Annotated in this window: 22 protein-coding genes and 1 pseudogene; 14 read left to right on the forward strand and 9 right to left on the reverse strand. The window is 59.3% G+C overall.

Annotated elements, in window-relative coordinates:
* Positions 1 to 126: 126 nt before the first annotated feature.
* From GIW28_RS00480 to GIW28_RS00520, 9 genes are all read left to right on the forward strand, one after another.
* The gene (locus GIW28_RS00480) at positions 127 to 1,113 is read left to right on the forward strand and encodes a phosphate ABC transporter substrate-binding protein PstS (protein ID WP_017135798.1); all 987 of its coding nucleotides are present in this window, start codon (positions 127 to 129) and stop codon (positions 1,111 to 1,113) included.
* 521 nt (positions 1,114 to 1,634) lie between these two features.
* Positions 1,635 to 3,668 (forward strand): ABC transporter permease subunit, encoded by a 2,034-nt coding sequence (locus GIW28_RS00485; RefSeq protein ID WP_236445649.1) that lies wholly within the window; start codon positions 1,635 to 1,637, stop codon positions 3,666 to 3,668.
* A gap of 15 nt (positions 3,669 to 3,683) precedes the next feature.
* Positions 3,684 to 5,354 carry a phosphate ABC transporter permease PstA gene (gene pstA, locus GIW28_RS00490; RefSeq protein ID WP_017135800.1) on the forward strand — a complete coding sequence of 557 codons (1,671 nt, stop codon included), beginning with the start codon at positions 3,684 to 3,686 and terminating at the stop codon, positions 5,352 to 5,354.
* A gap of 210 nt (positions 5,355 to 5,564) precedes the next feature.
* Complete coding sequence (pstB, locus tag GIW28_RS00495) at positions 5,565 to 6,398, forward strand: phosphate ABC transporter ATP-binding protein PstB (RefSeq protein ID WP_017135801.1); 834 nt, start codon at positions 5,565 to 5,567, stop codon at positions 6,396 to 6,398.
* Positions 6,399 to 6,509: 111 nt separating this feature from the next.
* Positions 6,510 to 7,271: a phosphate signaling complex protein PhoU gene (gene phoU, locus GIW28_RS00500; protein ID WP_016971674.1), complete on the forward strand. Its 762-nt coding sequence runs from the start codon at positions 6,510 to 6,512 to the stop codon at positions 7,269 to 7,271.
* A gap of 168 nt (positions 7,272 to 7,439) precedes the next feature.
* Positions 7,440 to 8,336 carry a response regulator gene (locus tag GIW28_RS00505; RefSeq protein ID WP_017135802.1) on the forward strand — a complete coding sequence of 299 codons (897 nt, stop codon included), beginning with the start codon at positions 7,440 to 7,442 and terminating at the stop codon, positions 8,334 to 8,336.
* Positions 8,337 to 8,523: 187 nt separating this feature from the next.
* Entirely contained in the window at positions 8,524 to 8,847 is a 324-nt protein-coding gene (locus tag GIW28_RS00510; RefSeq protein ID WP_236445588.1) for a type II toxin-antitoxin system RelE/ParE family toxin, read from the forward strand.
* Between the two features lie 4 nt (positions 8,848 to 8,851).
* Positions 8,852 to 9,151: a helix-turn-helix domain-containing protein gene (locus GIW28_RS00515; RefSeq protein ID WP_099550240.1), complete on the forward strand. Its 300-nt coding sequence runs from the start codon at positions 8,852 to 8,854 to the stop codon at positions 9,149 to 9,151.
* A gap of 53 nt (positions 9,152 to 9,204) precedes the next feature.
* Positions 9,205 to 9,876 (forward strand): peptidoglycan DD-metalloendopeptidase family protein, encoded by a 672-nt coding sequence (locus tag GIW28_RS00520; protein WP_177034715.1) that lies wholly within the window; start codon positions 9,205 to 9,207, stop codon positions 9,874 to 9,876.
* A gap of 4 nt (positions 9,877 to 9,880) precedes the next feature.
* Here the strand turns inward: GIW28_RS00520 and GIW28_RS00525 are convergent, their stop codons facing one another.
* From GIW28_RS00525 to phoB, 3 genes are all read right to left on the reverse strand, one after another.
* Entirely contained in the window at positions 9,881 to 11,221 is a 1,341-nt protein-coding gene (locus GIW28_RS00525; protein ID WP_017135804.1) for a hemolysin family protein, read from the reverse strand.
* A gap of 269 nt (positions 11,222 to 11,490) precedes the next feature.
* Complete coding sequence (gene phoR, locus GIW28_RS00530) at positions 11,491 to 12,777, reverse strand: phosphate regulon sensor histidine kinase PhoR (RefSeq protein WP_178111008.1); 1,287 nt, start codon at positions 12,775 to 12,777, stop codon at positions 11,491 to 11,493.
* Positions 12,778 to 12,858: 81 nt separating this feature from the next.
* Entirely contained in the window at positions 12,859 to 13,548 is a 690-nt protein-coding gene (gene phoB / locus GIW28_RS00535) for a phosphate regulon transcriptional regulator PhoB (RefSeq protein WP_003195617.1), read from the reverse strand.
* Between the two features lie 154 nt (positions 13,549 to 13,702).
* Here phoB and GIW28_RS00540 point away from each other — a divergent pair, with 154 nt between their 5' ends.
* Positions 13,703 to 14,080, forward strand: coding sequence for a COG4315 family predicted lipoprotein (locus GIW28_RS00540; RefSeq protein ID WP_017135806.1), 378 nt, complete (start codon positions 13,703 to 13,705; stop codon positions 14,078 to 14,080).
* 101 nt (positions 14,081 to 14,181) lie between these two features.
* Here GIW28_RS00540 and ubiA read toward each other — a convergent pair whose 3' ends face one another.
* Positions 14,182 to 15,072, reverse strand: a complete 891-nt coding sequence (gene ubiA / locus GIW28_RS00545) for a 4-hydroxybenzoate octaprenyltransferase (protein ID WP_017135807.1) — start codon at positions 15,070 to 15,072, stop codon at positions 14,182 to 14,184.
* Positions 15,072 to 15,635 (reverse strand): chorismate--pyruvate lyase family protein, encoded by a 564-nt coding sequence (locus GIW28_RS00550; protein ID WP_099550243.1) that lies wholly within the window; start codon positions 15,633 to 15,635, stop codon positions 15,072 to 15,074. Before GIW28_RS00550 ends, ubiA begins: the two co-directional genes overlap by 1 nt.
* A gap of 195 nt (positions 15,636 to 15,830) precedes the next feature.
* Between GIW28_RS00550 and GIW28_RS00555 the strand changes: the two genes are divergently transcribed.
* The 4 genes from GIW28_RS00555 (at position 15,831) to GIW28_RS00570 (ending at position 18,891) form a co-directional block, all read left to right on the forward strand.
* The gene (locus GIW28_RS00555) at positions 15,831 to 15,998 is read left to right on the forward strand and encodes a rubredoxin (protein ID WP_003213373.1); all 168 of its coding nucleotides are present in this window, start codon (positions 15,831 to 15,833) and stop codon (positions 15,996 to 15,998) included.
* 36 nt (positions 15,999 to 16,034) lie between these two features.
* Positions 16,035 to 17,183 (forward strand): NAD(P)/FAD-dependent oxidoreductase, encoded by a 1,149-nt coding sequence (locus GIW28_RS00560; protein WP_017135809.1) that lies wholly within the window; start codon positions 16,035 to 16,037, stop codon positions 17,181 to 17,183.
* A 191-nt stretch (positions 17,184 to 17,374) separates the two neighbouring features.
* Entirely contained in the window at positions 17,375 to 17,650 is a 276-nt protein-coding gene (locus GIW28_RS00565; RefSeq protein WP_003213368.1) for an HU family DNA-binding protein, read from the forward strand.
* Positions 17,651 to 18,429: 779 nt separating this feature from the next.
* The gene (locus tag GIW28_RS00570) at positions 18,430 to 18,891 is read left to right on the forward strand and encodes a type III secretion effector protein (RefSeq protein ID WP_099550244.1); all 462 of its coding nucleotides are present in this window, start codon (positions 18,430 to 18,432) and stop codon (positions 18,889 to 18,891) included.
* Positions 18,892 to 19,048: 157 nt separating this feature from the next.
* Here GIW28_RS00570 and GIW28_RS00575 read toward each other — a convergent pair.
* The 4 genes and pseudogenes from GIW28_RS00575 to GIW28_RS00590 form a co-directional block, all read right to left on the reverse strand.
* Positions 19,049 to 20,203, reverse strand: a pseudogene (locus GIW28_RS00575) (RHS repeat-associated core domain-containing protein); the annotation flags it as partial.
* A gap of 16 nt (positions 20,204 to 20,219) precedes the next feature.
* On the reverse strand, positions 20,220 to 20,789 hold the full coding sequence (locus GIW28_RS00580) for an Imm26 family immunity protein (RefSeq protein ID WP_017134641.1): 570 nt from the start codon (positions 20,787 to 20,789) through the stop codon (positions 20,220 to 20,222).
* 13 nt (positions 20,790 to 20,802) lie between these two features.
* Positions 20,803 to 25,191 carry an RHS repeat-associated core domain-containing protein gene (locus tag GIW28_RS00585; protein ID WP_236458911.1) on the reverse strand — a complete coding sequence of 1,463 codons (4,389 nt, stop codon included), beginning with the start codon at positions 25,189 to 25,191 and terminating at the stop codon, positions 20,803 to 20,805.
* 12 nt (positions 25,192 to 25,203) lie between these two features.
* Entirely contained in the window at positions 25,204 to 25,638 is a 435-nt protein-coding gene (locus GIW28_RS00590; RefSeq protein ID WP_169988095.1) for a DcrB-related protein, read from the reverse strand.
* Positions 25,639 to 25,647: the final 9 nt, after the last annotated feature.

The raw sequence follows: 25,647 nt of genomic DNA on the forward strand, positions 1-25,647 counted from the left end.
CTTCCTGTCAGGTTTTTCATAAATACTGGCCTTTCATCTAATTGTCATATTCCAGACATAGAGTGTTCACACGGCCTACCGATACTTGGCCCCGATCCAACTATCCCTATCTGCTAGGAGCAAGGCATGAAACTGAAACGTTTGATGGCGGCAATGACTTTTGTCGCTGCTGGCGTTGCGACCGCCAACGCGGTGGCCGCTGGTGTTGATCCGGCAATCCCGGCTTACGTTAAGACCACTGGTGTGTCGGGCAACTTGTCCAGCGTCGGTTCCGATACCTTGGCTAACCTGATGACCCTGTGGGCCGAGGGTTACAAAAAGGAATACCCGAACGTCAACATCCAGATTCAGGCTGCCGGCTCCGCCACTGCACCTCCTGCGCTGACTGAAGGCACCTCCAACCTGGGCCCGATGAGCCGCAAGATGAAGGACACCGAACTGGCGGCCTTCGAGCAGAAGTACGGCTACAAGCCAACCGCTATCCCGGTTGCCGTGGATGCCCTGGCTGTGTTTGTGCACAAGGACAACCCGATCCAGCACCTGACCATGGAACAAGTCGACGCGATCTTCTCCTCGACTCGTCTGTGCGGCGCTAAAGCCGATGTTAAAACCTGGGGCGACCTGGGTGTGACCGGCGACCTGGCCAACAAGCCGGTTCAGTTGTTTGGTCGTAACTCGGTATCCGGCACCTACGGCTACTTCAAAGAAGAAGCCCTGTGCAAAGGCGACTACAAGCCAAACGTGAACGAACAACCAGGCTCGGCTTCGGTCGTGCAGTCGATCAGCTCCTCGCTGAACGGCATCGGTTACTCGGGCATCGGCTACAAAACTGCTAGCGTGAAGACCGTGGCCCTGGCCAAGAAAGGCAGCACTGACTTCATCGAAGACAGCGAAGAAAACGCCCTGAACGGTAAATACCCGCTGTCGCGTTTCCTCTACGTGTACGTCAACAAAGCCCCGAACAAGCCTCTGGCCCCGCTGGAAGCTGAGTTCGTGAAACTGGTTCTGTCCAAACAGGGCCAGGAAGTAGTAGTGAAAGACGGTTACATCCCACTGCCAGCCAAAGTTGCCGCCAAGGCACTGGCTGACCTGGGCCTGAAAGAAGGCAACTAAGCCTGCAATACCGGTGTAGCAGCGGGCCCTGTGGAAGCGGGCTTGCTGTGGCGAGGGAGCTTGCTCCCGTTCGACTGCGTAGCAGTCGCAAGCCTTGGGGGCGCTTCGCCCCCCAGCGCAAGCAAGCTTGCTCGCCACAGTAACCCCTTACTCTTCAAGCCCGTCTACACCTCTAATTCTTTAATCCGCTGCCAGCCCTGCTACGCGGCGGATTTCTTGCGTCACTGCATTGTCATCTTTCTGTCATACAGGATCGCTAGGGTGTGCGCATGAATGATCTGGCCAATTCCACCATGACGACGACTTCTCCCCCCAAGCGTATTGATTTCAATACGCCTGAGCTGCAACGCAAGCGCCGCATTCGCGCGCTCAAGGATCGCCTGACCCGTTGGTATGTGTTGATCGGCGGCCTCGCCGTGCTCGGCGCAATTACCCTGATCTTCTTCTTCCTGGCTTATGTCGTTGCACCTTTGTTCCAAGGTGCTTCGCTGACCAAGGAAGACGCGCTGACACCCGCCTGGATGCAGGACGCCGGCAAGCCGTTGATGATCTCCCTCGAAGAACAGAACCAAGTTGCCATGCGGGTTTCCGACAAGGGCCAGGCGCTGTTCTTTGATGTGAGCACCGGTGCCGAGCTCAAACGTGTCGACCTGCCTTTGCCTGCTGGCGCCACTGTGGTCTCGATCGGCAAAGACCAGCCAGGCAGCCCGTTGGTGATCCTCGGTTTGTCCAATGGCCAGTCCCTGGTGTTCCGCCACACTTATAAAGTGTCGTACCCGGACGGCAAAAAGACCATTACGCCGGCCATTGAATACCCCTACGGCGAAACGCCCATCGTCCTCGACGAGCAGGGCCGCCCGCTGGAGCACGTCGCCCTCAACGCCACTGACTCGTCGCTGGTGGTTGCAGGTTCCGCAGGTTCGTACTTGAACGTACTGAGCCTGAGCCGCGAAGAAAACATGATGACCGGTGAAGTCACCAGCGAGCAGAAGCGTATCGAGCTGCCGCAAATGACCGAACCGGTGAAGGCAATCTTCATCGACCCACGCCAGCAGTGGTTGTATGTGATCAACGGTCGTGCGCTCGCCGATGTGTTCAGCCTGCGCGACAAGAGCCTCAACGGTCGTTACAAACTGCTGGAAGACGGCAACGCCGAAATCACTGCCAGCACCCAGCTGGTGGGCGGTATCTCGCTGATCGTCGGTAACTCCAAGGGCGGCCTGGCCCAATGGTTCATGGCCCGTGACCCGGACGGCGAGCAACGCCTGAAGCAGATCCGCACCTTCCAGATGGGCACCGCGCCAATCGTTGAAATCACCGCCGAGGAGCGTCGCAAAGGCTTCACCGCCCTGGACGCATCCGGCAAGTTCGGCGTGTTCCACAGTACCGCGCACCGCACGCTGCTGGTCGATCCGGTGGTGGATGGCCAAGGCCTGTTCGGCATGTCGCCACGCGCCAACCGCGTGATCGTCGAAGCCGGCGGCAAGCTGCAACCGCTGCTGCTCGACAACCCGCACCCGGAAGTGTCCTGGAGCGCGCTGTGGAGCAAGGTCTGGTACGAAAACTACGACGAGCCTAAATACGTCTGGCAATCGACCGCCGCCAACACCGACTTCGAACCCAAAATGAGTTTGGCCCCGCTGACCTTCGGTACCCTGAAGGCTGCGTTCTACGCCATGTTGCTGGCGGCGCCACTGGCAGTTGCCGCGGCAATCTACACCGCTTACTTCATGGCCCCGAGCCTGCGCCGCAAGGTCAAGCCGGTGATCGAACTGATGGAAGCGATGCCGACGGTGATCCTCGGCTTCTTCGCTGGCCTGTTCCTGGCGCCTTATGTGGAAGGGCACTTGCCGGGGATTTTCAGCCTGCTGATGTTGCTGCCGATTGGCATCCTGGTCGCCGGGTTTGTCTTCAGCCGCCTGCCTGAATCGCTGCGCCTGCGCGTTCCGGATGGTTGGGAAAGTGCGATCCTGATTCCGGTGATCCTGTTTGTGGGCTGGCTCTCGCTGTACATGAGCCCATACCTGGAGACCTGGTTCTTTGGCGGCGACATGCGCATGTGGATCTCCCACGACCTGGGCATCACCTACGACCAGCGCAACGCCCTGGTCGTCGGTCTGGCCATGGGTTTTGCGGTGATCCCGAACATCTACTCCATCGCCGAAGACGCCGTGTTCAGCGTGCCACGCGGCCTCACCCTGGGCTCATTGGCCCTGGGCGCCACGCCATGGCAGACCATGACCCGCGTGGTGATCCTGACCGCGAGCCCGGGCATCTTCTCCGCACTGATGATCGGCATGGGCCGCGCAGTGGGTGAAACCATGATCGTGCTGATGGCCACCGGCAACACCCCGGTGATGGAGATGAACCTGTTCGAAGGCCTGCGCACATTGGCGGCCAACGTTGCGGTGGAGATGCCTGAGTCGGAAGTCGGTGGCAGTCACTACCGCGTGCTGTTCCTCTCGGCGCTGGTGCTGCTGCTGTTCACCTTCATCATGAACACCCTCGCCGAGCTGATCCGTCAGCGTCTGCGCAAGAAATACTCGTCGCTTTAAGAAAGGTAGAAGTCTGTGAAACAGAACTCCCTGAATGGATGGTTCAAGAGCGGCGCCCCCGGCGTCTGGATCAGCGGTGGCGCGGTGTCCATCGCGGTCATCATGACCATTGGTTTGCTGGCCGTGATTGCCGTGCGTGGTCTGGGCCACTTCTGGCCGGCCGACCTGATCCAGGCCAACTACAGCGTGCCTGGCCAGGAAAACCATATCGTCATCGGCGAAGTGGTGCAGAAGGAAGAAGTGCCGCGCGAGCGCCTGAAAAGCGCGGGCCTGCCGGTGCCGGACCAAGGCCCGGAATTCATGACCCGCGAGCTGATCAAGGTCGGTAACCGCGACTTGAATGGCAACGACTTCACCTGGATCGTCGGCGAGTGGTTGAAAGACCAGACCACCCCGAAGAACCTGATGGCCATCGAGCGTCGTGAGTGGGGCAACTTCTACGGCACCCTGGTCAACGTCAAGCAAGATGGCAAGGTGATCGCCGAAGGCGAAGCCGCATGGCCGGAGCTGCAAGCCCGCGTCGATCGCGTGAACAAGTTGGCGGCCCAGCTCAAGAGCCTTGAGAAAACCGACATCGGCGCGATCAACGCTGGCCTGGAACGCATCCGCCTGCACGGGCGCAAGCTGGAGCTGGAAGGCAAGCTCGACGCTGCCGCCCAGGCCGACATGGACTCCGGCCGCGCCGAGCTGAATGCCCGTTACCAGGACATCGAAGCGCGCCTGGCCGACCTGCACACCCAGTTCAACCGCGACAGCCTGACGGCCCGCGACGGCAACGGCAAAGAAATCGAAATCGGCATCGGCAAAGTGGTGCACGCCTACCAGCCGAACGCCATGGGCACCCTGACCAAGGTGGGTTTCTACTTCAGCAAGGTCTGGGAATTCTTGAGCGACGACCCACGGGAAGCCAACACCGAAGGCGGGATCTTCCCGGCCATCTTCGGCACCGTGATGATGACCCTGATCATGGCGATGATCGTGACCCCGTTCGGCGTGCTGGCGGCGGTGTACCTGCGTGAATACGCCAAACAGAACACCCTGACCCGCATTATCCGTATCGCGGTGAACAACCTGGCCGGCGTACCGGCCATCGTTTACGGCGTGTTCGGCCTGGGCTTCTTTGTGTATGTACTGGGTGGCTCGGTCGACCGTTTGTTCTTCGCTGAAGCTCTGCCGGCGCCGACCTTCGGTACGCCTGGCCTGCTGTGGGCTTCGCTGACCCTGGCGCTGCTGGCGGTGCCGGTGGTGATCGTGGCCACTGAAGAAGGCCTGGCGCGGATTCCTCGTACCGTGCGTGAGGGTTCCCTGGCACTCGGCGCAACCAAGGCGGAAACGCTGTGGAAGATTGTGCTGCCGATGGCCAGCCCGGCGATGATGACCGGCATGATCCTCGCCGTGGCCCGCGCCGCCGGTGAAGTGGCGCCGCTGATGCTGGTGGGTGTGGTCAAGCTGGCACCGTCGCTGCCGCTGGATGGCAACTACCCGTACCTGCACCTTGACCAGAAAATCATGCACCTGGGCTTCCATATTTATGACGTTGGCTTCCAGAGCCCCAACGTCGAAGCCGCACGACCGCTGGTATACGCCACCGCCTTGCTGCTGGTGCTGGTGATCGCCACGCTCAACCTGTCGGCGGTGTGGATTCGTAACCACCTGCGCGAAAAATACAAGGCGCTGGACAGCTAAAGCGATCCCCTGTGGGGCCGGCTTGTGTGGGAGCTGGCTTGCCTGCGATAGCATCATCGCGGTGTGGCTGACACACCGCGGTGCCTGCATCGCGGGCAAGCCCAGCTCCCACACAAGCCAGCTCCTCAAGGGTCCAGAGACAGACACAGATTTTTGAGTAAACCGCCCCGGCGGTTCAACCAAACGAATTGGTAGCACAGGGAGCATCCCATGCAACATGAAACCCATACCCACGGCATCAACATGTCGGCCCTGGGTCGCGACAAGCAGAGCCTGAGCCTGGCCCAGGAAACCGTGGCCATCGAAGTTCCGGGCCTGAGCCTGTACTACGGTGAAAAGCAGGCGCTGTTCGACGTCAGCATGAACATCCCCAAGCAGCGCGTGACCGCCTTTATCGGCCCGTCCGGCTGCGGCAAGTCCACGCTGCTGCGCACCTTCAACCGCATGAACGACCTGGTTGACGGTTGCCGCGTAGAAGGCGCGATCAACCTGTACGGCACTAACATCTACCGCAAGGGCGAAGACGTGGCCGAGCTGCGCCGTCGCGTGGGCATGGTGTTCCAGAAGCCGAACCCGTTCCCCAAGACCATCTACGAAAACGTGGTTTACGGCCTGCGCATCCAGGGCATTAACAAAAAACGCATCCTCGACGAAGCCGTTGAGTGGGCCTTGAAAGGCGCGGCGTTGTGGGACGAGGTTAAAGACCGCCTGCACGACTCGGCACTCGGCCTGTCCGGCGGCCAGCAGCAGCGTCTGGTGATCGCCCGCACCATCGCCGTGGAGCCGGAAGTGTTGCTGCTCGACGAACCCTGCTCGGCACTCGACCCGATCTCGACGCTGAAAGTCGAAGAGCTGATCTACGAACTCAAGTCCAAGTTCACCATCGTCATCGTGACCCACAACATGCAACAGGCGGCGCGGGTTTCCGACTACACCGCGTTCATGTACATGGGCAAGCTGGTGGAGTTCGGCGACACCGACACCTTGTTCACCAACCCGGCGAAGAAGCAGACCGAAGACTACATCACCGGTCGTTACGGCTAGCCCCAGCTGCAAGCCGCAAGTTTCAAGCGGCAAGTGGAAGCAGTTTGATCAACGACACACATCAGCTTGCAGCTTGTAGCTTGCGGCTTACAGCTTTTGCGGAGCAAACCCATGATTAGCAAAGAAGGCCTTACCCACCACATCTCCGCGCAGTTCAACGCCGAGCTTGAGGAGGTGCGCAGCCACCTCCTGGCGATGGGCGGGCTGGTGGAGAAGCAAGTCAACGATGCCGTTACTGCGTTGATCGAGGCCGACTCTGGCCTGGCCCAGCAAGTGCGCGAGATTGATGACCAGATCAATCAGATGGAACGCAATATCGATGAAGAATGCCTGCGCATTCTGGCCCGTCGCCAGCCGGCGGCCTCCGACCTGCGTTTGATCATCAGCATCTCCAAGTCGGTAATCGATTTGGAGCGCATCGGCGACGAAGCCACCAAAATCGCCCGCCGCGCTATCCAGCTGTGCGAAGAAGGCGAGGCGCCACGCGGTTACGTGGAAGTGCGCCACATCGGTGACCAAGTGCGCAATATGGTGCGCGATGCGCTGGACGCTTTCGCCCGCTTCGACGCCGAATTGGCGTTGTCGGTGGCGCAATACGACAAGACCATCGACCGCGAATACAAGACCGCACTGCGCGAGCTGGCCACCTACATGATGGAAGACCCGCGCTCTATCTCGCGGGTCTTGAACATCATCTGGGTATTGCGTTCCCTGGAACGGATCGGCGACCACGCGCGCAATATCTCGGAATTGGTGATTTACCTGGTGCGCGGCACCGACGTGCGGCACATGGGCCTCAAGCGCATGAAAGCCGAAGTTGAAGGCACGGCCGATCAAATCCCTAATGTTCCGGGCGAAACTGACGATAAGTAAGGTTGCCCGAGACATTAACGCCCGGCCTTTGGTCGGGCGTTTTCGTTTGTGGCATCTGAATTTATTTGCGCAGCAGGAGCAATAAGTCCTTCTGTGACCAGCGAGTTTTGGCAAAATGCCATCAGTCAGGCGTTTTGCATGCCGAAGTTTTAATAGGATGAAGGGTCGATGAGTAAAGTCAGTGTATTGGTGGTGGACGACGCCTCGTTTATCCGCGATTTGGTGAAGAAGTGCCTGCGCAACTACTTCCCAGGCATCAAGATTGAAGACGCGGTAAACGGCAAAAAGGCGCAATCCATCCTGATGCGTGAGACCTTCGACCTGGTGCTGTGCGACTGGGAAATGCCTGAGATGTCTGGCCTTGAGCTGTTGACCTGGTGCCGTGAACAAGCCCATCTCAAAGCCATGCCGTTCGTGATGGTGACCAGCCGTGGCGACAAGGAAAACGTAGTGCAGGCGATCCAGGCCGGGGTTTCCGGTTACGTCAGTAAGCCGTTCACCAACGAGCAACTGCTGAACAAGGTCAAGCAGGCTTTGCACAAGATCGGCCGTCTCGACGCCCTTATCGCCAGCGCGCCGACCAAGATGAACTCGGCCTTCGGCAACGACTCTCTCAATGCCTTGACCGGCGGCAAGCCCGAGGCGGCCAAACCGGCGCCGATAGCTGCGCCGAGCAAAGGCCTGCTCAACAGCCAACCGGTGCAAGCGCCTGCTGCCTCGCCTGCCGGCGGTCGCGGCCAGGGCCAACTGCGGCTGTCCAGCGGCAACCAGCAATGTGTGATCAAGGCGCTGAGCATTAAGGAAGCGTTGCTGGTGGTCCGTCGCGGTGAAGTGCTGCCCCAGGTGCTGGAAAGCGCCGTGCTCGACCTTGAGCAAGGCGAGAACGCCGAAGTCGCGCGCCTCAACGGCTACCTGCACGCCATCGTCGCCTATGAGCCACGGCCTGACAGCGACTGGCTGCAACTGACCTTCCGGTTTATTGACCAGGATGCGCAGAAGCTCGACTACATCTCCCGCCTGATCGCGCGCGGTACGGCGCAGAAGCACTTCGTGCCGGGAGCTTGATCGCCTGAATCAAGGGAATCGACCGACCGTCTGATTCCCGCTGGGTCGCTTGATTTATATCCATTTCGATATAGTCTCTCGATAACGCGTCAGTGTTATCGAGCCTTTGCTATGCCTTGAAACACACCTGCACCGCCTTTGGCTGAATCGTCGATTAGGCTTCTTCTTTCCAGGAAAGGAGAAGCAAATGCCAAGGCATAAGGATGTGGTGTTTTTAGGAAGCTCGCTCAAGGATCTCAACGAATTCCCTCTCGACGCCCGAAGGGCTGCCGGCTTTCAGTTGGATCTCTTGCAGCAGGGTGAACAGCCTTTTGATTGCAAACCGATGAAGACTATCGGGAGGGGCGTCAGCGAAATTCGGATCACTGAGGAATCAGGAGCGTTTCGAGTGTTCTATGTGATTAATCGGCCGGAAGCAGTCTATGTGCTGCACGCGCTGCGCAAAACCACACAGAAAACCGAAGGGCGGGATATCGAACTGGCTCGTGCCAGATTGCAGGAGATAGGTTAAGCCCATGACAGACTCAAAAATTCACACCGAACGTTTCAGCAGCGTCTGGGATGCTCTGGAAGACACGCCCCAACAAGCCGCCAATATGCGCATGCGCTCAAAGTTGTTGTTGGAGTTGTGCAACACCATCCGCAGCTGGGAGCTTTCTCAGAAAGACGCGGCACAAAGGCTCGGTATCAGTCAGCCGCGCTTGAACGACGTGCTCAACGGCAAGATCGACAAGTTTTCCCTTGATGCGCTGGTCAACCTGTCGGCCGCCGCCCGGATGAATGTGGATATCTGCTTTACCGCGCTGCCCGCTTAGAGCTGTCATCTACCCTTGCTAGCCTGCCGTTCAGTCATCCCGGCAGGTACGTCATGTTCATTCGCCTAGTCCTGTTCTGTGGGCTGGCCTCGGTTTGCACTTCGACCCTGGCCATGACCCTCTACAAAACCACCGATGCCAATGGCGTGGTGTCTTTCAGCGACCGGCAAACGCCGGGCGCCCAGGCATTTGTGATGCAGGAGCGCCGGGTGGAACGGACCAAACAGCCGGTGCTGGATATGCCCACATCAAGTTATCCACAGCAAGCCTATCGCTATCCTTTGCCTTGGCGTGGTGGGCCGTTTCGCTTGACCCAAGGCCCTAACGGCAGCTTCAGCCACACCGACGCCAAGAGCCGCTACGCCATGGACATCGCCATGCCCGAAGGCACACCAATCATTGCGGCGCGTAGCGGGATGGTGGTGAAGACCGAAAATAACCAGGCCGGGCGCGGTAATGACGCGTCCGGGAATTTCGTGCGCATACGCCACGATGACGGCACCGAGGGCGTGTATTTGCACCTCAAGCAAGGTTCGGTCAGCGTAAGGGCAGGGCAGCGTGTGGTGGTGGGAAGCCCACTGGCGTTGTCGGGCAATACCGGCAACAGCAGCGGGCCGCATCTGCATTTTGTGGTGCAGAAGGCTTCCGAGGCCGGGCTGGTTTCGATTCCGTATGAGTTCAACCAGCCGCTTGGCAAATTGCCCAACTTTGCGTTGGGCAATTGAGGCGTCAATCCAGCAGCAACACCTTGGCCAGGACGATCTTCGGCCCTTTCATCTTCTTGATGATGATGCGCAAGCCTTCAACTTCCAGCACTTCTTCCTCTTCCGGCACGCGTTTCAACGTGTCGTAGATCAAGCCGGCCAGGGTTTCGGCTTCGATGTGGTCCAGGTCCACGCCCAGCAGGCGCTCCACCTTGAACAGCGGCGTGTCGCCACGCACCAGCAGTTTGCCTGGCTGGTAGGCGAGGATGCCGCGCTCGGCCTTGCGGTGTTCGTCCTGGATATCGCCGACCAGCACTTCCAGCACGTCTTCCATGGTCAGGTAGCCGATGACTTTGCCGTCGGCTTCTTCCACCAGGGCAAAGTGCGCGCCGCCTTTGCGGAACTGCTCCAGCAACTGCGACAGCGGCATGTGCCGCGAGACACGCTCCAGCGGGCGGGTCAGCTCGGCCAGGTTGAACGACTCGGGGATGTGGTCCAGGGCAGCCAGTTCCAGCAGCAGGTCCTTGATGTGCAGCAAGCCGACAAACTCGTTGCGATCGGCGTCATACACCGGGTAACGGCTGAATTTGTGGCGGCGGAACAACGCGAGGATTTCCTTGAGCGGGGCGTTGAAGTCCAGGGTCACCAGGTCTTCGCGGGAGTTGGCCCAGTCCACCACTTCCAGCTCGCCCATTTCCACGGCCGAAGCCAGTACGCGCATGCCTTGGTCGCTTGGATCCTGGCCACGGCTGGAGTGCAGGATCAGCTTGAGTTCTTCGCGGCTGTAATGGTGCTCATGGTGCGGGCCGGGCTCGCCTTGGCCGGCGATACGCAAGATGGCGTTGGCGCTGGCGTTGAGCAGGTAGATCGCCGGGTACATGGCCCAGTAGAACAGGTACAGCGGCACCGCCGTCCACAGCGACAGCAGCTCGGGTTTGCGAATTGCCCAGGACTTGGGGGCCAATTCACCGACCACGATGTGCAGGTAGGAAATCACGAAGAAGGCGGCAAAAAACGACACGCCTTTGATCACTTCAGGCGATTGCACGCCGATGGCGCCCAGCAATGGCTCGAGGATGTGCGCAAAGGCCGGCTCACCGACCCAGCCCAGGCCCAGGGAGGCGAGGGTAATACCCAATTGGCAGGCCGACAGATAGGCGTCGAGCTGACTGTGGACGGTGCGCAGGATCTGCCCGCGCCAGCCGTTCTTGTGGGCGATGGCCTCGACCCGGGTGGCGCGCAGTTTGACCATGGCAAATTCCGCCGCAACGAAGAAACCGTTGAGCAGTACCAGGATCAGTGCAAAAAGAATCATGCCGAAATCGGCGAAGAGTGTAGCGAGGGTGATACCAGGGGAAGGGTCCATGATGGGGTTTTGCAGGTTCCGTGTGTTCAATAAGGGGTGACAGACAGGCCTGAAAGGCAGGCGCAAGTCGGCCAATGTAGCGGCTGACGGGGCGCTTGCCTAGTGCCCGCTGCCGGGCGGAGCCTGGAAAGCCTTCTGCCAAACCATGCAAATCCAATGTGGGAGCTGGCTTGCCTGCGATAGCGGCCTGCCAGTTGAGGTGATTTCAGCTGACCCACCGCCATCGCAGGCAAGCCAGCTCCCACACTTAGATTTACGTCGTTTTCGGGTTATTCATCTGTGCCGATCACCCGCGAGCGGGTCATCTGCGCCGGTGGGAAATGGCAGGTAAAGGTGCTGCCATGCCCCAGCACGCTGCTGATCTCCAACCGTGCGCGGTGGCGCAACAGCACGTGTTTGACGATCGCCAGGCCCAGCCCGGTGCCGCCGGTGTTGGAGTTGCGGCTTGAGTCGACGCGGTAGAAGCGTTCGGTCAGGCGCGGCAGGTGCTTGGCGTCGATACCGATGCCGGAGTCCTGCACGCTCAAGTGTGCGCCGTGCTCATCGCTCCACCAGCGGATGCGGATATTGCCCTTGTCCTGGGTGTACTTCACGGCGTTGAACACCAGGTTGGAAAACGCGCTGCGCAACTCACCTTCGCTGCCTTTGAGCAATACCTGCGGGTCGGCTTCCAGTGTGATCTGTTGCCCGCGCTCGCCGGAAAGCGCCTGGGCGTCATTCTTGATGGTCTGCAGCAGGCTTTGCACCGCCACCGGATGGTTGTCCGACGGGTAATCGGTGGCTTCCAGCTTGGCCAGCAACAGCAGGTCATTGAGCAGGGTTTGCATGCGTGAGCCCTGCTGTTGCATCTGCTGCAGGGCACGGCTCCAACGCGGGTTGATCTCGTCGACGTTGTCCAGCAGCGTCTCCAGGTAGCCGCAGATCACCGTCAACGGCGTACGCAGTTCGTGGGAGACGTTGGCGACGAAGTCTTTGCGCATCTGTTCCAACTGGTGAATGCGAGTCACGTCGCGCACCAGCATCAGGTGCTCGTTGTTGCCATAACGCGTCAGGTACAGCTGGATGCGCACGCGGTCATTGGTAGGCGAGGGGATTTCCAGCGCTTCTTCGTAGTTTTCCTGCTCGAAATATTCCTTGAAGCGCGGGTGGCGCACCAGGTTGGTCACCGGCTGACCGCTGTCCTGGGGCGTCTTGAGGCCCAGCAAGGTCTCGGCAGCGCGGTTCCACCACTCCAGGTTGCCGTCGCTGTCGAGCATGATCACCGCGTCTTTGAGCGCAGCGGTAGACTCCTGCACCCGGTCGATCACCGCCTGCAGGCGCCCGCGAACCCTTTGGTCGCGGCGTTGCAGGTGGTAGATGCTGTCGAACACTTCGCCCCACAGGCCGTAGCCGTCGGGTGGTGCTTCGTCGGGTTTGTGCTGGCGCAGCCATTCATGCAGGCGCAGCAATTGTTTGAGGGTCCAGCCCAGGTACAGGCCGATACCAACGGCCAGGCTCCAACCGTAATAACCGCTGATCAAACCCACCACCAAGCAACCGGTGATCAACAGAAGCATGTGGCGAATCAGGGTGCCATGCCAGTTCTGGTTCACTTAAACATGCGTCCTTGTCAGCTGTTAAGGAAAGGAAGGGCCGGCTCAACCTTTGGTGGAAAAGCGATAGCCGGTGCCGCGCACGGTTTGTACCAGATTCTCGTAGGCATCGCCCAAGGCTTTGCGCAGGCGGCGGATATGCACGTCAACCGTGCGCTCCTCCACATACACATTGCCGCCCCACACCTGGTCCAGCAATTGCCCACGGGTATAGGCGCGCTCCTGGTGGGTCATGAAAAATTGCAGCAGGCGGTATTCGGTCGGCCCCATCTCGGCCGGCTTGCCGTCGATGGTCACGCGGTGGCTGATCGGGTCCAGGATCAGCCCGTCGACTTCGATCGGCGCTTCGCCATCGGTAGGGCCGGCACGGCGCAGTACGGCCTTCAGGCGCGCTACCAGCTCACGTGGGGAAAACGGCTTGGTGATGTAGTCATCAGCGCCGACTTCCAGGCCCTGGATCTTGTTGTCCTCTTCACCCTTGGCGGTGAGCATGATGATCGGGATATCCCCGGTCAGCTCGTCACGCTTGAGGCGACGGGCCAGTTCGATGCCGGAGGTGCCGGGCAGCATCCAGTCCAGCAGGATCAGGTCCGGCTTGCGGTCGACGATAATGGCATGGGCCTGCTGGGAGTTCTCCGCCTCCAGGCAGTCATAGCCGGCCATTTCCAACGCAACGGCGATCATCTCGCGAATGGGCGCTTCGTCGTCAACGATCAGAATGCTCCTGCCAACCATGCTCAAAATCCTCTTGTCATTTAACTGTCTTGCGCCGCATTAGATAACGGAATTATTGCAGTCGTGTGACAGTAATTTAGACGATCGGGCAATTCACGGCACTCTGGACTACCCTTTGGGTCCGAATCCTGACAACCACAAAAGGAAGGTTCCGATGACTTACAGCACTGTTTCATGGAAAGCCCTGTTGGTATCGGCGGCGTTGACGCTGCCGGGCCTGGCGTTTGCGGCGGAGCCGGCGATGACTCACGACGGAATGTTGGTGGATCACAAGGGGCTGACCCTCTACACCTTTGACAAGGATGCCGACGGCAAGTCGGTGTGCAAAGACCAGTGTGCGACCAACTGGCCGCCGCTGAAGGCTGAGTCTACTGACAAGTCGATGGGTGATTGGACAGTCATTACCCGCGACGACCAGACCAGTCAGTGGGCTTACAAAGGCAAGCCTGTCTACACCTACAAGGATGACAAGAAGGCGGGTGACAAGACCGGTGATGGCAAGGGCGGGGCGTGGCACGTAATCAAGCCCTGACCACGCAGTGCGGCTGAAACCATCGCGGGCAAGCCCGCTCCCACAGGGGAATGCGTTCCAAATGTGGGAGCGGGCTTGCCCGCGATGGCGTCAGCACTGACTTACCGAAACCCGTAATCCGCCACAATCCCGACAAAAATCGCCAACCCCGCCCAGTGGTTATGCAAAAACGCCTTGAAGCATTTCATCCGATCCTTGTCCCGGGTGTACCAGAATTCCCAGGCAAAACAGCCCGCCGCCGCCAGCAACCCCAGATGGAACCAGCCACCCAGCTCAAACCGCTGCCCCGCCAATAGCAGGCACACCAGCGATAAACCTTGCAGGGTCAGAATGATCACGCGGTCCGCATCGCCGAACAGAATGGCGGTGGATTTAACCCCGATCTTCAAGTCGTCATCGCGGTCGGTCATCGCGTAATACGTGTCGTAGCCCACCGTCCACAGCAAGTTGGCGATGTACAGCAGCCACGCCGTGGCCGGCAAATGCCCGGTCTCGGCAGTGAATGCCATCGGCATGCCCCATGAAAACGCCGCGCCCAGCACCACTTGTGGGTAATAGGTGTAGCGCTTCATGAACGGGTAGCTCGCCGCCAGCGCCAGGCCGCCCAAGGACAGCAGGATGGTGGTCGCGTTGGTCAGCAGCACCAGCAGAAAACTGATGCCCATCAGCACCGCAAAAAACACCAAGGCCTCTTTGGAACTGATCTTGCCGCTCACCAGCGGCCGTTGCTCGGTGCGTTTCACATGGCCGTCGACCTTGCGGTCGGCCCAGTCATTGATCACGCAGCCGCCGGCGCGGGTCAGCACCACGCCCAGCACGAAAATCACGATATTGAGCAACGACGGCGAGCCCTTGCCCGCAATCCACAGCGCCCAAAGCGTCGGCCACAACAGCAGGTAAATGCCGATGGGTTTGTCCATGCGGGTCAACTGAATGAAATCCCACGCCCTGGGGTTCAGGCGGTTCAAGGACTTGAGCAGACGTTGATACATCAGCAGTTCTCCGGATGGTCATGCAGCGCATGCCAGAAGCTGGGCAGGAAAATTTCCGCGACCAGCACGCTCAACGGCCCGCGATCAAAGCGCGAGCGGCGCGCCCACAGGCCATCGGCCTGGTCGGCGCTCGGCAGCCATTGCCGTGGGTAATGGCATACCTCGATCGCCTGGCGAGTGAAGGCCTGATCGCAGAACAGCAACTCGCCCAGCGAACGGCTGCCCAATTCGTCCATGTGCAAGCCATCGCCCTGCAAGGCACTGCGCGCCGCCACGCTGCGGGCAAACACCCATGGTTGGCCATGCCCGCGCAAATACACCTCGCGTACCCAGCCGACCGTGGCCGGGGCCATACCCAACGCCGCACATTCATCCTCGCGCAGTGGCTGCCAGCCTTCGAACAGTGGCGTCACGCTGAAGCCGTCGTTGGAAAGCCACGTAAGCCGGCGCGTCAGCGAGCCTTCGTCGAACAGCCAGTTGAGGGTCAATGGCGCGGGCATTGGGCTCAGAAGGCTCTGGGTCAGCCATTGGCAAGCATCGGGACAGGCGATTGAGTGCGGCACGGTGAGTCAGTTTTGGCAGTAAAAGAGGCGGCGAGCTTACCATGGCGTCCTGAACTTTTGCCGGGCTGAACCGGCCGTTTGCGCCGAACATGCTTGCATCTGCCGGCCCCGATCAGTACAAAACGCCCTGAGCCGCACGGCAACGTTGGTCTATCGACCGTCGGCCAAGATGCCTGGACCCTGAGGAAGCAAGTAATGAAGAAGTGGCAATGTGTAGTCTGCGGCCTGATCTATGACGAAAAAGACGGCTGGCCGGATGACGGTATCGCACCGGGCACCCTGTGGCAGGACGTCCCGGAAGACTGGCTGTGCCCGGACTGCGGCGTGGGCAAAATGGATTTCGAAATGATCGAAATCGGCTAAACATCGGTTTAAGAAACGTACTACAAGGAGAAAGGAATGAACGCACCTGTCGTGATCATCGGCACAGGGCTGGCCGGTTACAACGTGGCCCGGGAATTTCGCAAGCTCGACAGCGAGACCCCGTTGCTGCTGATCACCGCGGATGACGGGCGCTCCTACTCCAAGCCCATGCTCTCCACCGGCTTTGGCAAGAACAAGGAAGCCGATGGCCTGAGCATGGCTGAACCGGGCGCCATGGCCGAGCAACTCAAGGCCGAAGTGCGCACCCACACGCGCATCAGCGGCATCGACCCGGGCCACAAACGCCTGTGGATCGGCGAGGAAGCGGTAGCCTACCGCGACCTGATCCTGGCTTGGGGCGCAGAAGCCGTGCGCGTGCCGGTAGAAGGCGATGCGGCGGAACTGATTTTCCCGATCAATGACCTTGAAGATTACGCACGCTTCCGTGCCGCTGCTGCCGGTAAGCGCCGTGTGCTGCTGCTGGGCGCGGGCCTGATCGGCTGTGAATTCGCCAACGACCTGATACTTGGCGGCTATGAAATTGATCTGGTCGCACCCTGCGAGCAAGTCATGCCGACTCTGCTGCACCCAGCAGCGGCTGGCGCTGTGCAAGCCGGGCTGGAAGGCCTCGGCGCGCGGTTCCACTTGGGCCCGGTGCTCAACCGCTTGCAGCGCACGGCGGATGGCCTGGAAGCGCACCTGTCGGATGGTGAAGTGATCCACTGCGACCTGGTGGTCTCGGCCATCGGCCTGCGTCCGCGCGTGGACCTGGCTGCTGCCGCCGGCCTGCAGATCAACCGTGGAATCATGGTGGACCGCCACCTCAAGACCTCCCACGCCAACATCTACGCCCTGGGCGACTGCGCCGAGGTCGATGGCCTCAACCTGCTGTACGTGATGCCATTGATGAGCTGCGCCCGCGCCCTGGCCCAAACCCTTGCCGGCAACGCCACCGCCGTCAGCTATGGGCCGATGCCGATCACCGTCAAAACCCCGATCTGCCCTCTGGTGGTATCGCCGCCGCCACGCGGCACCGAAGGCGTGTGGAGCGTCGAAGGGCAGGGCGCCGACATCAAGGCCTTGTGCCGCGACGCCAGCGGCCGCCTGCTGGGTTATGCGCTGACCGGCAGCGCCGTCATGGAAAAACTTGCCCTTAACAAAGAACTTCCGCCATTGCTGGCGTAAATGCCGGTCGTTCTGTCGGAATCAGCACCTTCTTACCCCCAGAAAGGTCGCCGCGAGACTGGCGGAGCGTGCGAGGGCATGCCATCCTCACTCCCGTCTGCCGCAGAGTAGAGCCTGCGGCGCCTTGGGCGCTGCTCCACCAGAGAGCAGCACGGACATAACAACAAAAAACCGTCAAAGAGGCTTCACTTATGCGTAAACCAGAACTCGCAGCCGCTATTGCAGAAAAAGCAGACCTGACCAAAGAGCAGGCCAACCGCGTCCTCAACGCCGTTCTCGAAGAAATCACCGGCGCCCTGCACCGCAAGGACAGCGTCACCCTGGTGGGCTTCGGCACCTTCCTGCAACGCCACCGCGGCGCCCGCACCGGCAAAAACCCGCAAACCGGTGAGCCAGTGAAAATCAAGGCGAGCAACACCGTTGCATTCAAGCCGGGCAAGTCGCTCAAAGACAGCGTCAACCCGTAATAGCAGGACCGTCTGAAGGGAGGCGGGTTGGTAAGAAAATGGGCACGCCGACTGGGTTGGGTGCCCATTTTTGTTGGGCGTCGTTAAAGCGGGTGATGGCACCGGCACTTCAATGGCTCTAAAGGTGGGGGGCAAAGCAACGGGTCGTCTCGATGTTTTTTATAACTATTTAAATATTCAGATTCAGCGCAGTAGTCACGCGTACGGAGTTAGGCTGCTATTTGAATTGGAACGGTTTTGCTTTATGCAACCACGTATAGGCTGAGGTTGCAGGGAGCCCTCCTTAAGTCGATAACTTACTTGGAGAAAAAATGAAACTATCCAATCAAGCCTATGTTCCCCTCCTTCCGCCCCTGACTAACGTCGATGTGGCACAACCAAAACTACCGGTGCCACCAGGACTACTCGATCAGTCCTCCCAACCGACTAAACCGGGCGCGCATACATTAGATCCAAATGCTTACCCTGAAGGTACCGCTGAGGAGCATAGTAATAGAACGATCAGGGGTTTTAGGTTTCGCCCCAGAATACCTGCAACAAGGCCACTCAAACCGCCAAAACCGCTAGCGCCACCTAAACCACCTAGGCCCGCACCCTCGGCGAGTAGGCCAAGCAGTGTCGCGAATGCTGCCAATACCGCCAGGGCTGTTGGCGCTTTGCAGTTCCCTCCCATTGCCTCCTCACTGGCCACTCAGGCGCGAAACTCGTTCGTTGAGGCGGGTGTAAGTACCCTGATCAACCTTCCACTCAGCGTTGCCCAGCATGTAACGTCGAAAGCCATGACGGATAGAATTGACGCGCAATCGAAAATGCCCGGCGCAGAGAAAAAGAACGTAGACGGAACAAAGAGTACTGTAGATCCGTCCGCGACAGATCAACAAAAAATAGAAGCACGCCTGGAAGGTGCTGAAATAAAAACAGAGTTATTGGCCAACACCATTCTGTCCATCAACGAAGGGGCAGACGCTAACGCGGTAGGTAAAGACCCCGCGGCGTCAACCGACATCAATGCGCGATTGACCGGCCTTGAGAAGAGGATGGACACAATAGAGGGGCAGATGGAAGGCATCGCTGAACGATACGGACTTGTCTACTGCCCCTATTCCGAACCTGAATCTTCGCAAGCACCGACAGATAAGTCTCGTGTAGAGACTATTGAGCAGCGCTACAAGTATATGAATACAATGGTTAAAAAATTGAAAGCTGCCAAGGAAATCGATAAAGAGGATGATGCGGAATAAGATTTTTTAAGAAAGGGAGGAGGGGACAGATTTATTTAATTTTGCTGAGTTTAATAAAGTTGTCTCCTTTTCCGTTGTTGTTGCAGGGTAGGTGTTAGCGGAAAAGGGGACGCATTTATTTAAGAGCTAGAGTGAGATGAGAAATAAATCTGTCCCCATTTTTCCCCTCAACCAACCGACTTTCCGCGTCATACGCAAACCGCTGCACCCCTCGCTTGGCGCTGCGCTTCTCGACCATTCGCCCAAACGCGTCGTAGCGATAACGCTTGTCCTGAAACGTCAGCAGCTTGTTATGCACCACCAACCCGGCGCCTGCGTGCGGGCTATCCAGCAGGTTGGCGGCGGCGTCATAGGCAAAGGTTTCGCGCTGCCCATGCAGGCTGTCCTGGCTGGCGATGATGCGGCCGGTGGCGTCGTAATGCAGCAGTTGGCGATGTTGCGCGGCGGGTTGCTGGTCGAGTTTGCCGATCAGGTTGTCGGCGGGGTCATATTCGAACTGTTTTTGCGCTGTCGCCGGCATCAACGATGGCTGAGCCGCAAGACGCCGTTGGCGTGAGCGCAGGCGGCCGCTGCGGTCGTATTCGCTGCGGGTGCTGAGCTGGCCCTGGGTGCGCAGCACTTCGCGGTGCAGGCGGTCGCGCTCGAAATCGCTGATGACCTGGCCGTCGAGGTTGATCTGGTGCAGGTGGCCGCTGCCGTAGTACAGGCGGTTGAGCCAGCGGCCGTCCGGCAGTTGGGTCTGGATCAGGTGGCCGAGTTCGTCGTAGTGATGTTGCAGGTTGCCACCGGCACTCTGTTCGGCAAGTAACTGGCCGAGGGCGTCGTAGGCGAAACCCAGCGCCTGGGCGTTGCCTTGCAGATCAGTGAAGGTCACAGCCGTGAGCTGATCTACCGCATCGTAGCTGTAGTCGGTGCGGCCATCGTCGGTGGTTTTGGCGACCAGTCGGCCGACCGCATCACGCTCCAGCCGATGAACGATGGGCGCGGGTGGCGTCTCGGGCACCACCGCCAGTCCATTGCCATAAGGTGCAGGATGAGCAGTCACCGCGGTGATGTTGTCGAGCAAGTCATAGTTGTAGCGTTTGGCGCTGCCGTCGAAGTCTTGCTGCTCGGTCAGCCGATCCCCGGCGTCCCATGCGAACCGATAGCTCTCACCGTTCTCATTGACCAGCGCTTGCAGCCGCCCGTAGCTGTCGTAACCAAATTGCACCTGCCGCCCATGGGCATCGGTGCGCTGGCGTACCTGGCCACGCCGGTTGTGTTGGTAGAGCGTGGTGTGCCCGGCGGGGTCGGTATAGCCATAAAACCTGCCCTCTTTTCTCCCGTTTTTATTGGGCGGCGAATAATGCTTGTGCGCTGAGTGCGGCCTTATTTACTCGTTCTGAGGCGATGGTGCTATCAATGCGCAAGTCGGGGGGTAACTTCTCATAGTCCATCGGCTCAGCATCAGAGATCGCTCCACGTAAGTGTGCGATCACCCTGAAAATAATGTGATGCATGCGCCAGCAGATGGATGGCTCAATGTTGTTCAGCTGTTGCTCTGTAGCGGGCTTGCTGACACCGCCTACCCAGATTTCTGACTCGAACGCGAATTGAATTTCGTCATATCCAGAGGACTCTTTTTTGTAGTCCGGATCACTGAAAAGGATCTTCCATCGAGGAATTTCCGAGAAAAGCATGCTGCAGAAAATCGGTCGGAACAGACGTGTGGAGGTGTCTACCTCGCTCAATGACACGGGTATTTGCGTATAAAATTTCGCAAAAACCTCGATCAGATGCCCCAGCGCAGGGGGAATGAGCTCGATATAGCGGGCAATAACAAACCCAGTCTCATCTGAAGAGTTGAGGGCCGGGATATAAAAAAGATCGCCCGGTTTAGGTGACTTCAGGGTTTTCATGCAATGGCCTCATTTATGTACAGGATTTGACTTTGCTTGGTTTGAGGCCCAGCGCCTTCGCCGCAACTTTATAGTTTTTATAGTGAGATTTTCCACGCGCATCAGTGCGGCCTTTATTAATGGGTTCAATGACGTTGCCTGGGAATTTGCCCTTCGTTTTGTATTTCTCGCGATACGCTTGTTCATAGCCCTTGGCTTGAGTGTAAGTCATCTTGCCATCCTGGCCCTTCAACACTTTAAGCTCCCCTTTTCCGAGACGTGTGGACCTGTCGTGCTGTTTTTCACGTGCGGCGGGAAGTTGCTCTGTGTGACCAATGTAATACGGTGTTTTGGCATTGGGGGCGTAGAGTCCGTATACATAAAAACCAGGTTTGTTCAGCGGTGTTTGAACCCAGCCTAGTGGATCGCTCCAAGTAAAGGGATTTGCGCCGTACAAGTAGAGATTCAGGCCACCTTGCAACCCAATCGGATCCGGCGTCGTAAACCGTCCCATATCCGGATCATAAAACCTGAACGTATTAAAATGCAGCCCCGTCTCCCGGTCCAGATACTGCCCCTGAAACCTCAGGTTCTGCTCCTCAATGTAATAAGGCTCACGCACCTCTTCCAGCGTGTTGCCCCACACCCGATAAGTCGCCTGCCAGAGCATGTGGCCATCCATCTCTGTCAGCTGCTCCGGCAACCCATTCAGGTCGTTATGGTAGTAACGAATCTTCTGCAACGGCCCGGCACCGTCAACGCGAGCCAAGGGTTGGTAGCCTTCATCTTCATAGACGTAAAGACTCGTCTGACTGTGCTTATGCTCCTGCAATAACCGCAAGCCGTCCCAGTTAAACCGCGTTTCCCCCAGTGGATATCCATCACCGCCATGCTCGGTTTTTTCTATCCGACGGCCTAGCGGGTCATACACCATCCTGACCACGCTACCATCGTCATTACGCACCTCAACCAACCGGCTCTCAGCGTCATACGCAAACCGCTGCACCCCTCGCTTGGCGCTGCGCTTTTCAATCATCCGCCCAAACGCATCGTAGCGATAACGCTTGTCCTGATACGTCAGCAGCTTGTTATGCACCACCAACCCGGCACCCGCTTGCGGGCCATCCAGCAGGTTGGCGGCGGCGTCGTAGGCGAAGGTTTCGCGCTGCCCGTGCAGGCTGTCCTGGCTGGCGATGATGCGGCCGGTGGCGTCGTAGTGCAGCAGTTGGCGATGTTGCGCCGCGGGTTGTTGGTCGAGTTTGCCGATCAGGTTGTCGGCGGGGTCGTATTCGAACTGCTTTTGCGCCGCTGCGGGCATCAGCGTTGGCTGGCTGTTCAGGCGGCGCTGACGTGAGCGCAGGCGGCCGCTGCGGTCGTATTCGCTGCGGGTGCTGAGCTGGCCTTGGGTGCGCAGCACTTCGCGGTGCAGGCGGTCTCGCTCGAAATCGCTGATGACCTGGCCGTCGAGGTTGATCTGGTGCAGGTGGCCGCTGCCGTAGTACAGGCGGTTGAGCCAGCGGCCGTCCGGCAACTGGGTCTGGATCAGGTTGCCGAGTTCGTCGTAGTGATGTTGCAGGTTGCCACCGGCACTCTGTTCGGCAAGCAACTGGCCGAGGGCGTCGTAGGCGAAACCCAGCGCCTGGGCGTTGCCTTGCAGATCAGTGAAGGTCACAGCCGTGAGCTGATCTACCGCATCGTAGCGGTAGTCGGTGCGGCCACCGTCGGTGGTTTTGGCGACCAGTCGGCCGACCGCATCACGCTCCAGCCGATGAACGATGGGCGCGGGTGGCGTCTCGGGCACCACCGCCAGTCCATTGCCATAAGGTGCAGGATGAGCAGTCACCGTCGTGATGTTGTCGAGCAAGTCGTAGTCGTAGCGTTTGGCGCTGCCGTCGAGGTCTTGCTGCTCGGTCAGCCGATCCCCGGCGTCCCACGCAAACCGATAGCTTTCACCGTTCTCATTGACCAGCGCTTGCAACCGCCCGTAGCTGTCATACCCAAACTGCACTTGCCGCCCATGGGCATCGGTGCGTTGGCGTACCTGGCCTCGCCGGTTGTGTTGGTAGAGTGTGGTGTGCCCGGCGGGGTCGGTGTAGCCCACCAACTGCCCGCTGGCGTCGCGCTGATACTGCTCGGTGCGCCCATCCGGTAATTGGCTGCTGAGCAAACGCCCCTGGGCGTCGTAGCTGAACTGCGTGCGTTCACCCAAGGCATCAGTGATGACCTGCAAATAGCCACGGTCGTCGTAGCTGAAACGCGTCGGGTAGCCCGAGCAATCGATATGCTCGACCAACTGCCCGAATGCATTCCAGCGCAGCTTTTTGCTTTTGCCGGTGGCGTCGACAATCTCCACGACCTGGCCGTGGGCGTCATAGCGATAGCGGGTGATATAACCCAGCGGATCGGTCTCGGCGATGCAGTTACCGCGAGGGTCGTAGCGATACTGCCAGCTGTTGTCGGCAGCGTCGGTTTCCACCAGCGGCAAAGCCCAATGCTCCAGCCACAAGGTCGAATCACTACGGCCCAACGGGTCGGTTTCGCCGATTACGTTGCCGCTCTCGTCGTAGCTGTACTCATAGCGCCCACCCAGCGGATCAGTCGCGCTGAGCAACTGACGTTCGTCGTTCCATTCGAAAAGCCAAGTCTGGCCGAGGTTGTCGCTGTATTGAATGATCTGATGCTGAGTGTTCCAGTACCGCGTACTCACGCGCTGCAGGCCGTCGGTGATGCGCGTGAGGCCAGCCTGCAGGTCATAGTCGAACTGGTAAGCGTCGCCCTCATCGGTCCAGTGCCGAACCACGCGCCATTCCAGGCCTTCGATCAACGCCCACTCATAGAAACAGCGCAATCCGGTGGGTAATTGATGCTCCACCATTCTGCGCCCGGCATCGTAGGCAAAGCGCCGCTGCACTTGATCGGTTGCATCACGCACTTGCACCAGATTGCCCGCCGCGTCGTAGCCATAGCTCACCAGCACTTCGCGACGTTGATCCGGGTACAGGCGTTCGATGCGGCTCAAATGGCCCTGATCACGGATCAGCTCAACCTGAACCAGATCGAACGTATCGCGCAGGCGCACCAAACGTCCGGCTTCGTCATAGTCGATATAGATACGGTTGTCGTTACGATCACCCAGTTGGCTCAGACGCAGTTGCGACGGGTTTGCTGGCGCAGCTTCGAACAAGCGGTACATGCCGTCGTCGCTTTCGATCAGCAATTGCCCATTAAGGTGTCGCCGCACCGCAAGCCCTTCGCCCGCGCTGAACACCGCGCCGCCCAACGGAATGGCGCCCATGTCGATGGGCCGGCCCTGCTCGTCGGTATACACGAGCGTTTCGCCGCCCTCGGGATGCGGCTGAATGTCGACGCATACTTCGTAGGGCACGCTCCAACCGGCGCCAAACAGGCTGCCCGGGCGTTCATCACGGCTGTTGTAGAAGCGCTGCCAGTCAATCGGGAGGATACCCGGCAGCACGAAATCCAGGTCGTCGACGTCGCCCAATACCTTCGCACCCGTCGCGGCATGCACCGGGTTCGACGAGCCCATCGCGGCGTTGGCCGCAGCGCCCATCGCGCTGCTGATGGCCATCGAAGTGGCGCCGCTGACCAACATGCACGGCAACTTGCTGAAGAACTTGCCCTTGCCACCCTTGAGCATCAACAGCGCTGTAACCGCCAACCCGACGCCAGGCGTCTTGCCACTGCGAATCTCACGCACCACCACCGAACCGCCACCAATGGTCACGTTGGAGGAAATCAGCCCAGACGACACCACCGTCGCATCGCAGGTACTGCGATCACCACTGCGCACGGCGGGTTGGCCGTTGACCGTGACTTTTTCCGACCCCTCGGCCAGAAACTGCGGCGGCATGGGCGGGTGCTTCATACACACCACCAGGTCCAACGGCTTGGGCACAGCGCCTGGCGCAGGGGTGGCAACGGTAGGACGCCACATCTGCGAGAAGAACCCCTCGGCCATGTCCAGGAAGCTGGGTTCCGGTGCGGGCGGGGGGGCTTCCAGCTCGGTACCGGCCGGTTCGACATGGGAGCTGATTGCTCCCGCAGCGCGGGCGGCTGGCATCTTGTTGGTCAGGGTATTGGTGGAGCCAGTGAGAATGTTCGCCTGCACCGTGGGCGGAAACAGGGCGTTGCTAAAAGCGTCGCATAAATGGGTCAGCCCTTTGTCTGCTCCGCTCTTGCTCATCAGCAGGCCGACAATCGTGCCCACCACCGCGCCGAGCAGGATGCACCCAAGCCCGCCTGTGGCGACGGTGATACCGGTGACCGCCACCACGGCAACCGTCGCCGCAGCCGTGATCGCGATATTGGCCGCCACCTCCAGCACACCGCCGAGGATGTCCGCCATCATCGAAGTGTGGGACAGCGCATCGCCCATCCGGGCTGCCCATAACGGGTCAGACATACAGGTGGCTCATCAAGAAATGGCGTCGAACGACAACGAGCTTTTTATCAATGCCCAGTGCGCCGCCTCGGCATCGCCGAGCGCCTGCGCCTTTACGTAACTCAAGGCGAGCATCTTGCGGGTGCCAGGTATTACCAACGCCAGCTGATACTGGAAAACCTTGTCATTGCCCTTGTTGAACTGGCTGCGCAGCTCGATAGCGTCGACTTCCTGTGCCGCACCCAGGCGCACATCGATGCCGGGCTGGCAGCGCAAGTCCTGCACCTGTTTTTCCAGACGCTTGAGCTGGTCGTCGAAGTTGCTGTGCAGGGTTTCGCCTTCGGTGAGCATGCTGCGGCTGATGATCAAGGAGGTGCCTAGCTCGGGGAACTTGAGGATATTGATCGTCGCGTCCAGCAGCTCTGTGGTCGGCAGTTGAAACTGGAATTCGTTGATTCGGTACGTCATGGCAAACAG

Source organism: Pseudomonas sp. PA-5-4B (assembly GCF_021606215.1).
Taxonomy (GTDB): Bacteria; Pseudomonadota; Gammaproteobacteria; order Pseudomonadales; family Pseudomonadaceae; genus Aquipseudomonas; species Aquipseudomonas edaphica.

Excerpts from the sequence above, each read along its gene's own strand:
- GIW28_RS00480 (WP_017135798.1), top strand. The coding sequence starts at position 127 with ATGAAACTGAAACGTTTGATGGCGGCAATGACTTTTGTCGCTGCTGGC.
- GIW28_RS00485 (WP_236445649.1), top strand. The coding sequence starts at position 1,635 with ATGCAGGACGCCGGCAAGCCGTTGATGATCTCCCTCGAAGAACAGAAC.
- pstB (WP_017135801.1), top strand. The coding sequence starts at position 5,565 with ATGCAACATGAAACCCATACCCACGGCATCAACATGTCGGCCCTGGGT.
- phoU (WP_016971674.1), top strand. The coding sequence starts at position 6,510 with ATGATTAGCAAAGAAGGCCTTACCCACCACATCTCCGCGCAGTTCAAC.
- GIW28_RS00505 (WP_017135802.1), top strand. The coding sequence starts at position 7,440 with ATGAGTAAAGTCAGTGTATTGGTGGTGGACGACGCCTCGTTTATCCGC.
- GIW28_RS00510 (WP_236445588.1), top strand. The coding sequence starts at position 8,524 with ATGCCAAGGCATAAGGATGTGGTGTTTTTAGGAAGCTCGCTCAAGGAT.
- GIW28_RS00515 (WP_099550240.1), top strand. The coding sequence starts at position 8,852 with ATGACAGACTCAAAAATTCACACCGAACGTTTCAGCAGCGTCTGGGAT.
- GIW28_RS00520 (WP_177034715.1), top strand. The coding sequence starts at position 9,205 with ATGTTCATTCGCCTAGTCCTGTTCTGTGGGCTGGCCTCGGTTTGCACT.
- GIW28_RS00525 (WP_017135804.1), bottom strand. The coding sequence starts at position 11,221 with ATGGACCCTTCCCCTGGTATCACCCTCGCTACACTCTTCGCCGATTTC.
- phoR (WP_178111008.1), bottom strand. The coding sequence starts at position 12,777 with ATGCTTCTGTTGATCACCGGTTGCTTGGTGGTGGGTTTGATCAGCGGT.
- phoB (WP_003195617.1), bottom strand. The coding sequence starts at position 13,548 with ATGGTTGGCAGGAGCATTCTGATCGTTGACGACGAAGCGCCCATTCGC.
- GIW28_RS00540 (WP_017135806.1), top strand. The coding sequence starts at position 13,703 with ATGACTTACAGCACTGTTTCATGGAAAGCCCTGTTGGTATCGGCGGCG.
- ubiA (WP_017135807.1), bottom strand. The coding sequence starts at position 15,072 with ATGTATCAACGTCTGCTCAAGTCCTTGAACCGCCTGAACCCCAGGGCG.
- GIW28_RS00555 (WP_003213373.1), top strand. The coding sequence starts at position 15,831 with ATGAAGAAGTGGCAATGTGTAGTCTGCGGCCTGATCTATGACGAAAAA.
- GIW28_RS00560 (WP_017135809.1), top strand. The coding sequence starts at position 16,035 with ATGAACGCACCTGTCGTGATCATCGGCACAGGGCTGGCCGGTTACAAC.
- GIW28_RS00565 (WP_003213368.1), top strand. The coding sequence starts at position 17,375 with ATGCGTAAACCAGAACTCGCAGCCGCTATTGCAGAAAAAGCAGACCTG.
- GIW28_RS00570 (WP_099550244.1), top strand. The coding sequence starts at position 18,430 with ATGACGGATAGAATTGACGCGCAATCGAAAATGCCCGGCGCAGAGAAA.
- GIW28_RS00580 (WP_017134641.1), bottom strand. The coding sequence starts at position 20,789 with ATGAAAACCCTGAAGTCACCTAAACCGGGCGATCTTTTTTATATCCCG.
- GIW28_RS00585 (WP_236458911.1), bottom strand. The coding sequence starts at position 25,191 with ATGTCTGACCCGTTATGGGCAGCCCGGATGGGCGATGCGCTGTCCCAC.
- GIW28_RS00590 (WP_169988095.1), bottom strand. The coding sequence starts at position 25,638 with ATGACGTACCGAATCAACGAATTCCAGTTTCAACTGCCGACCACAGAG.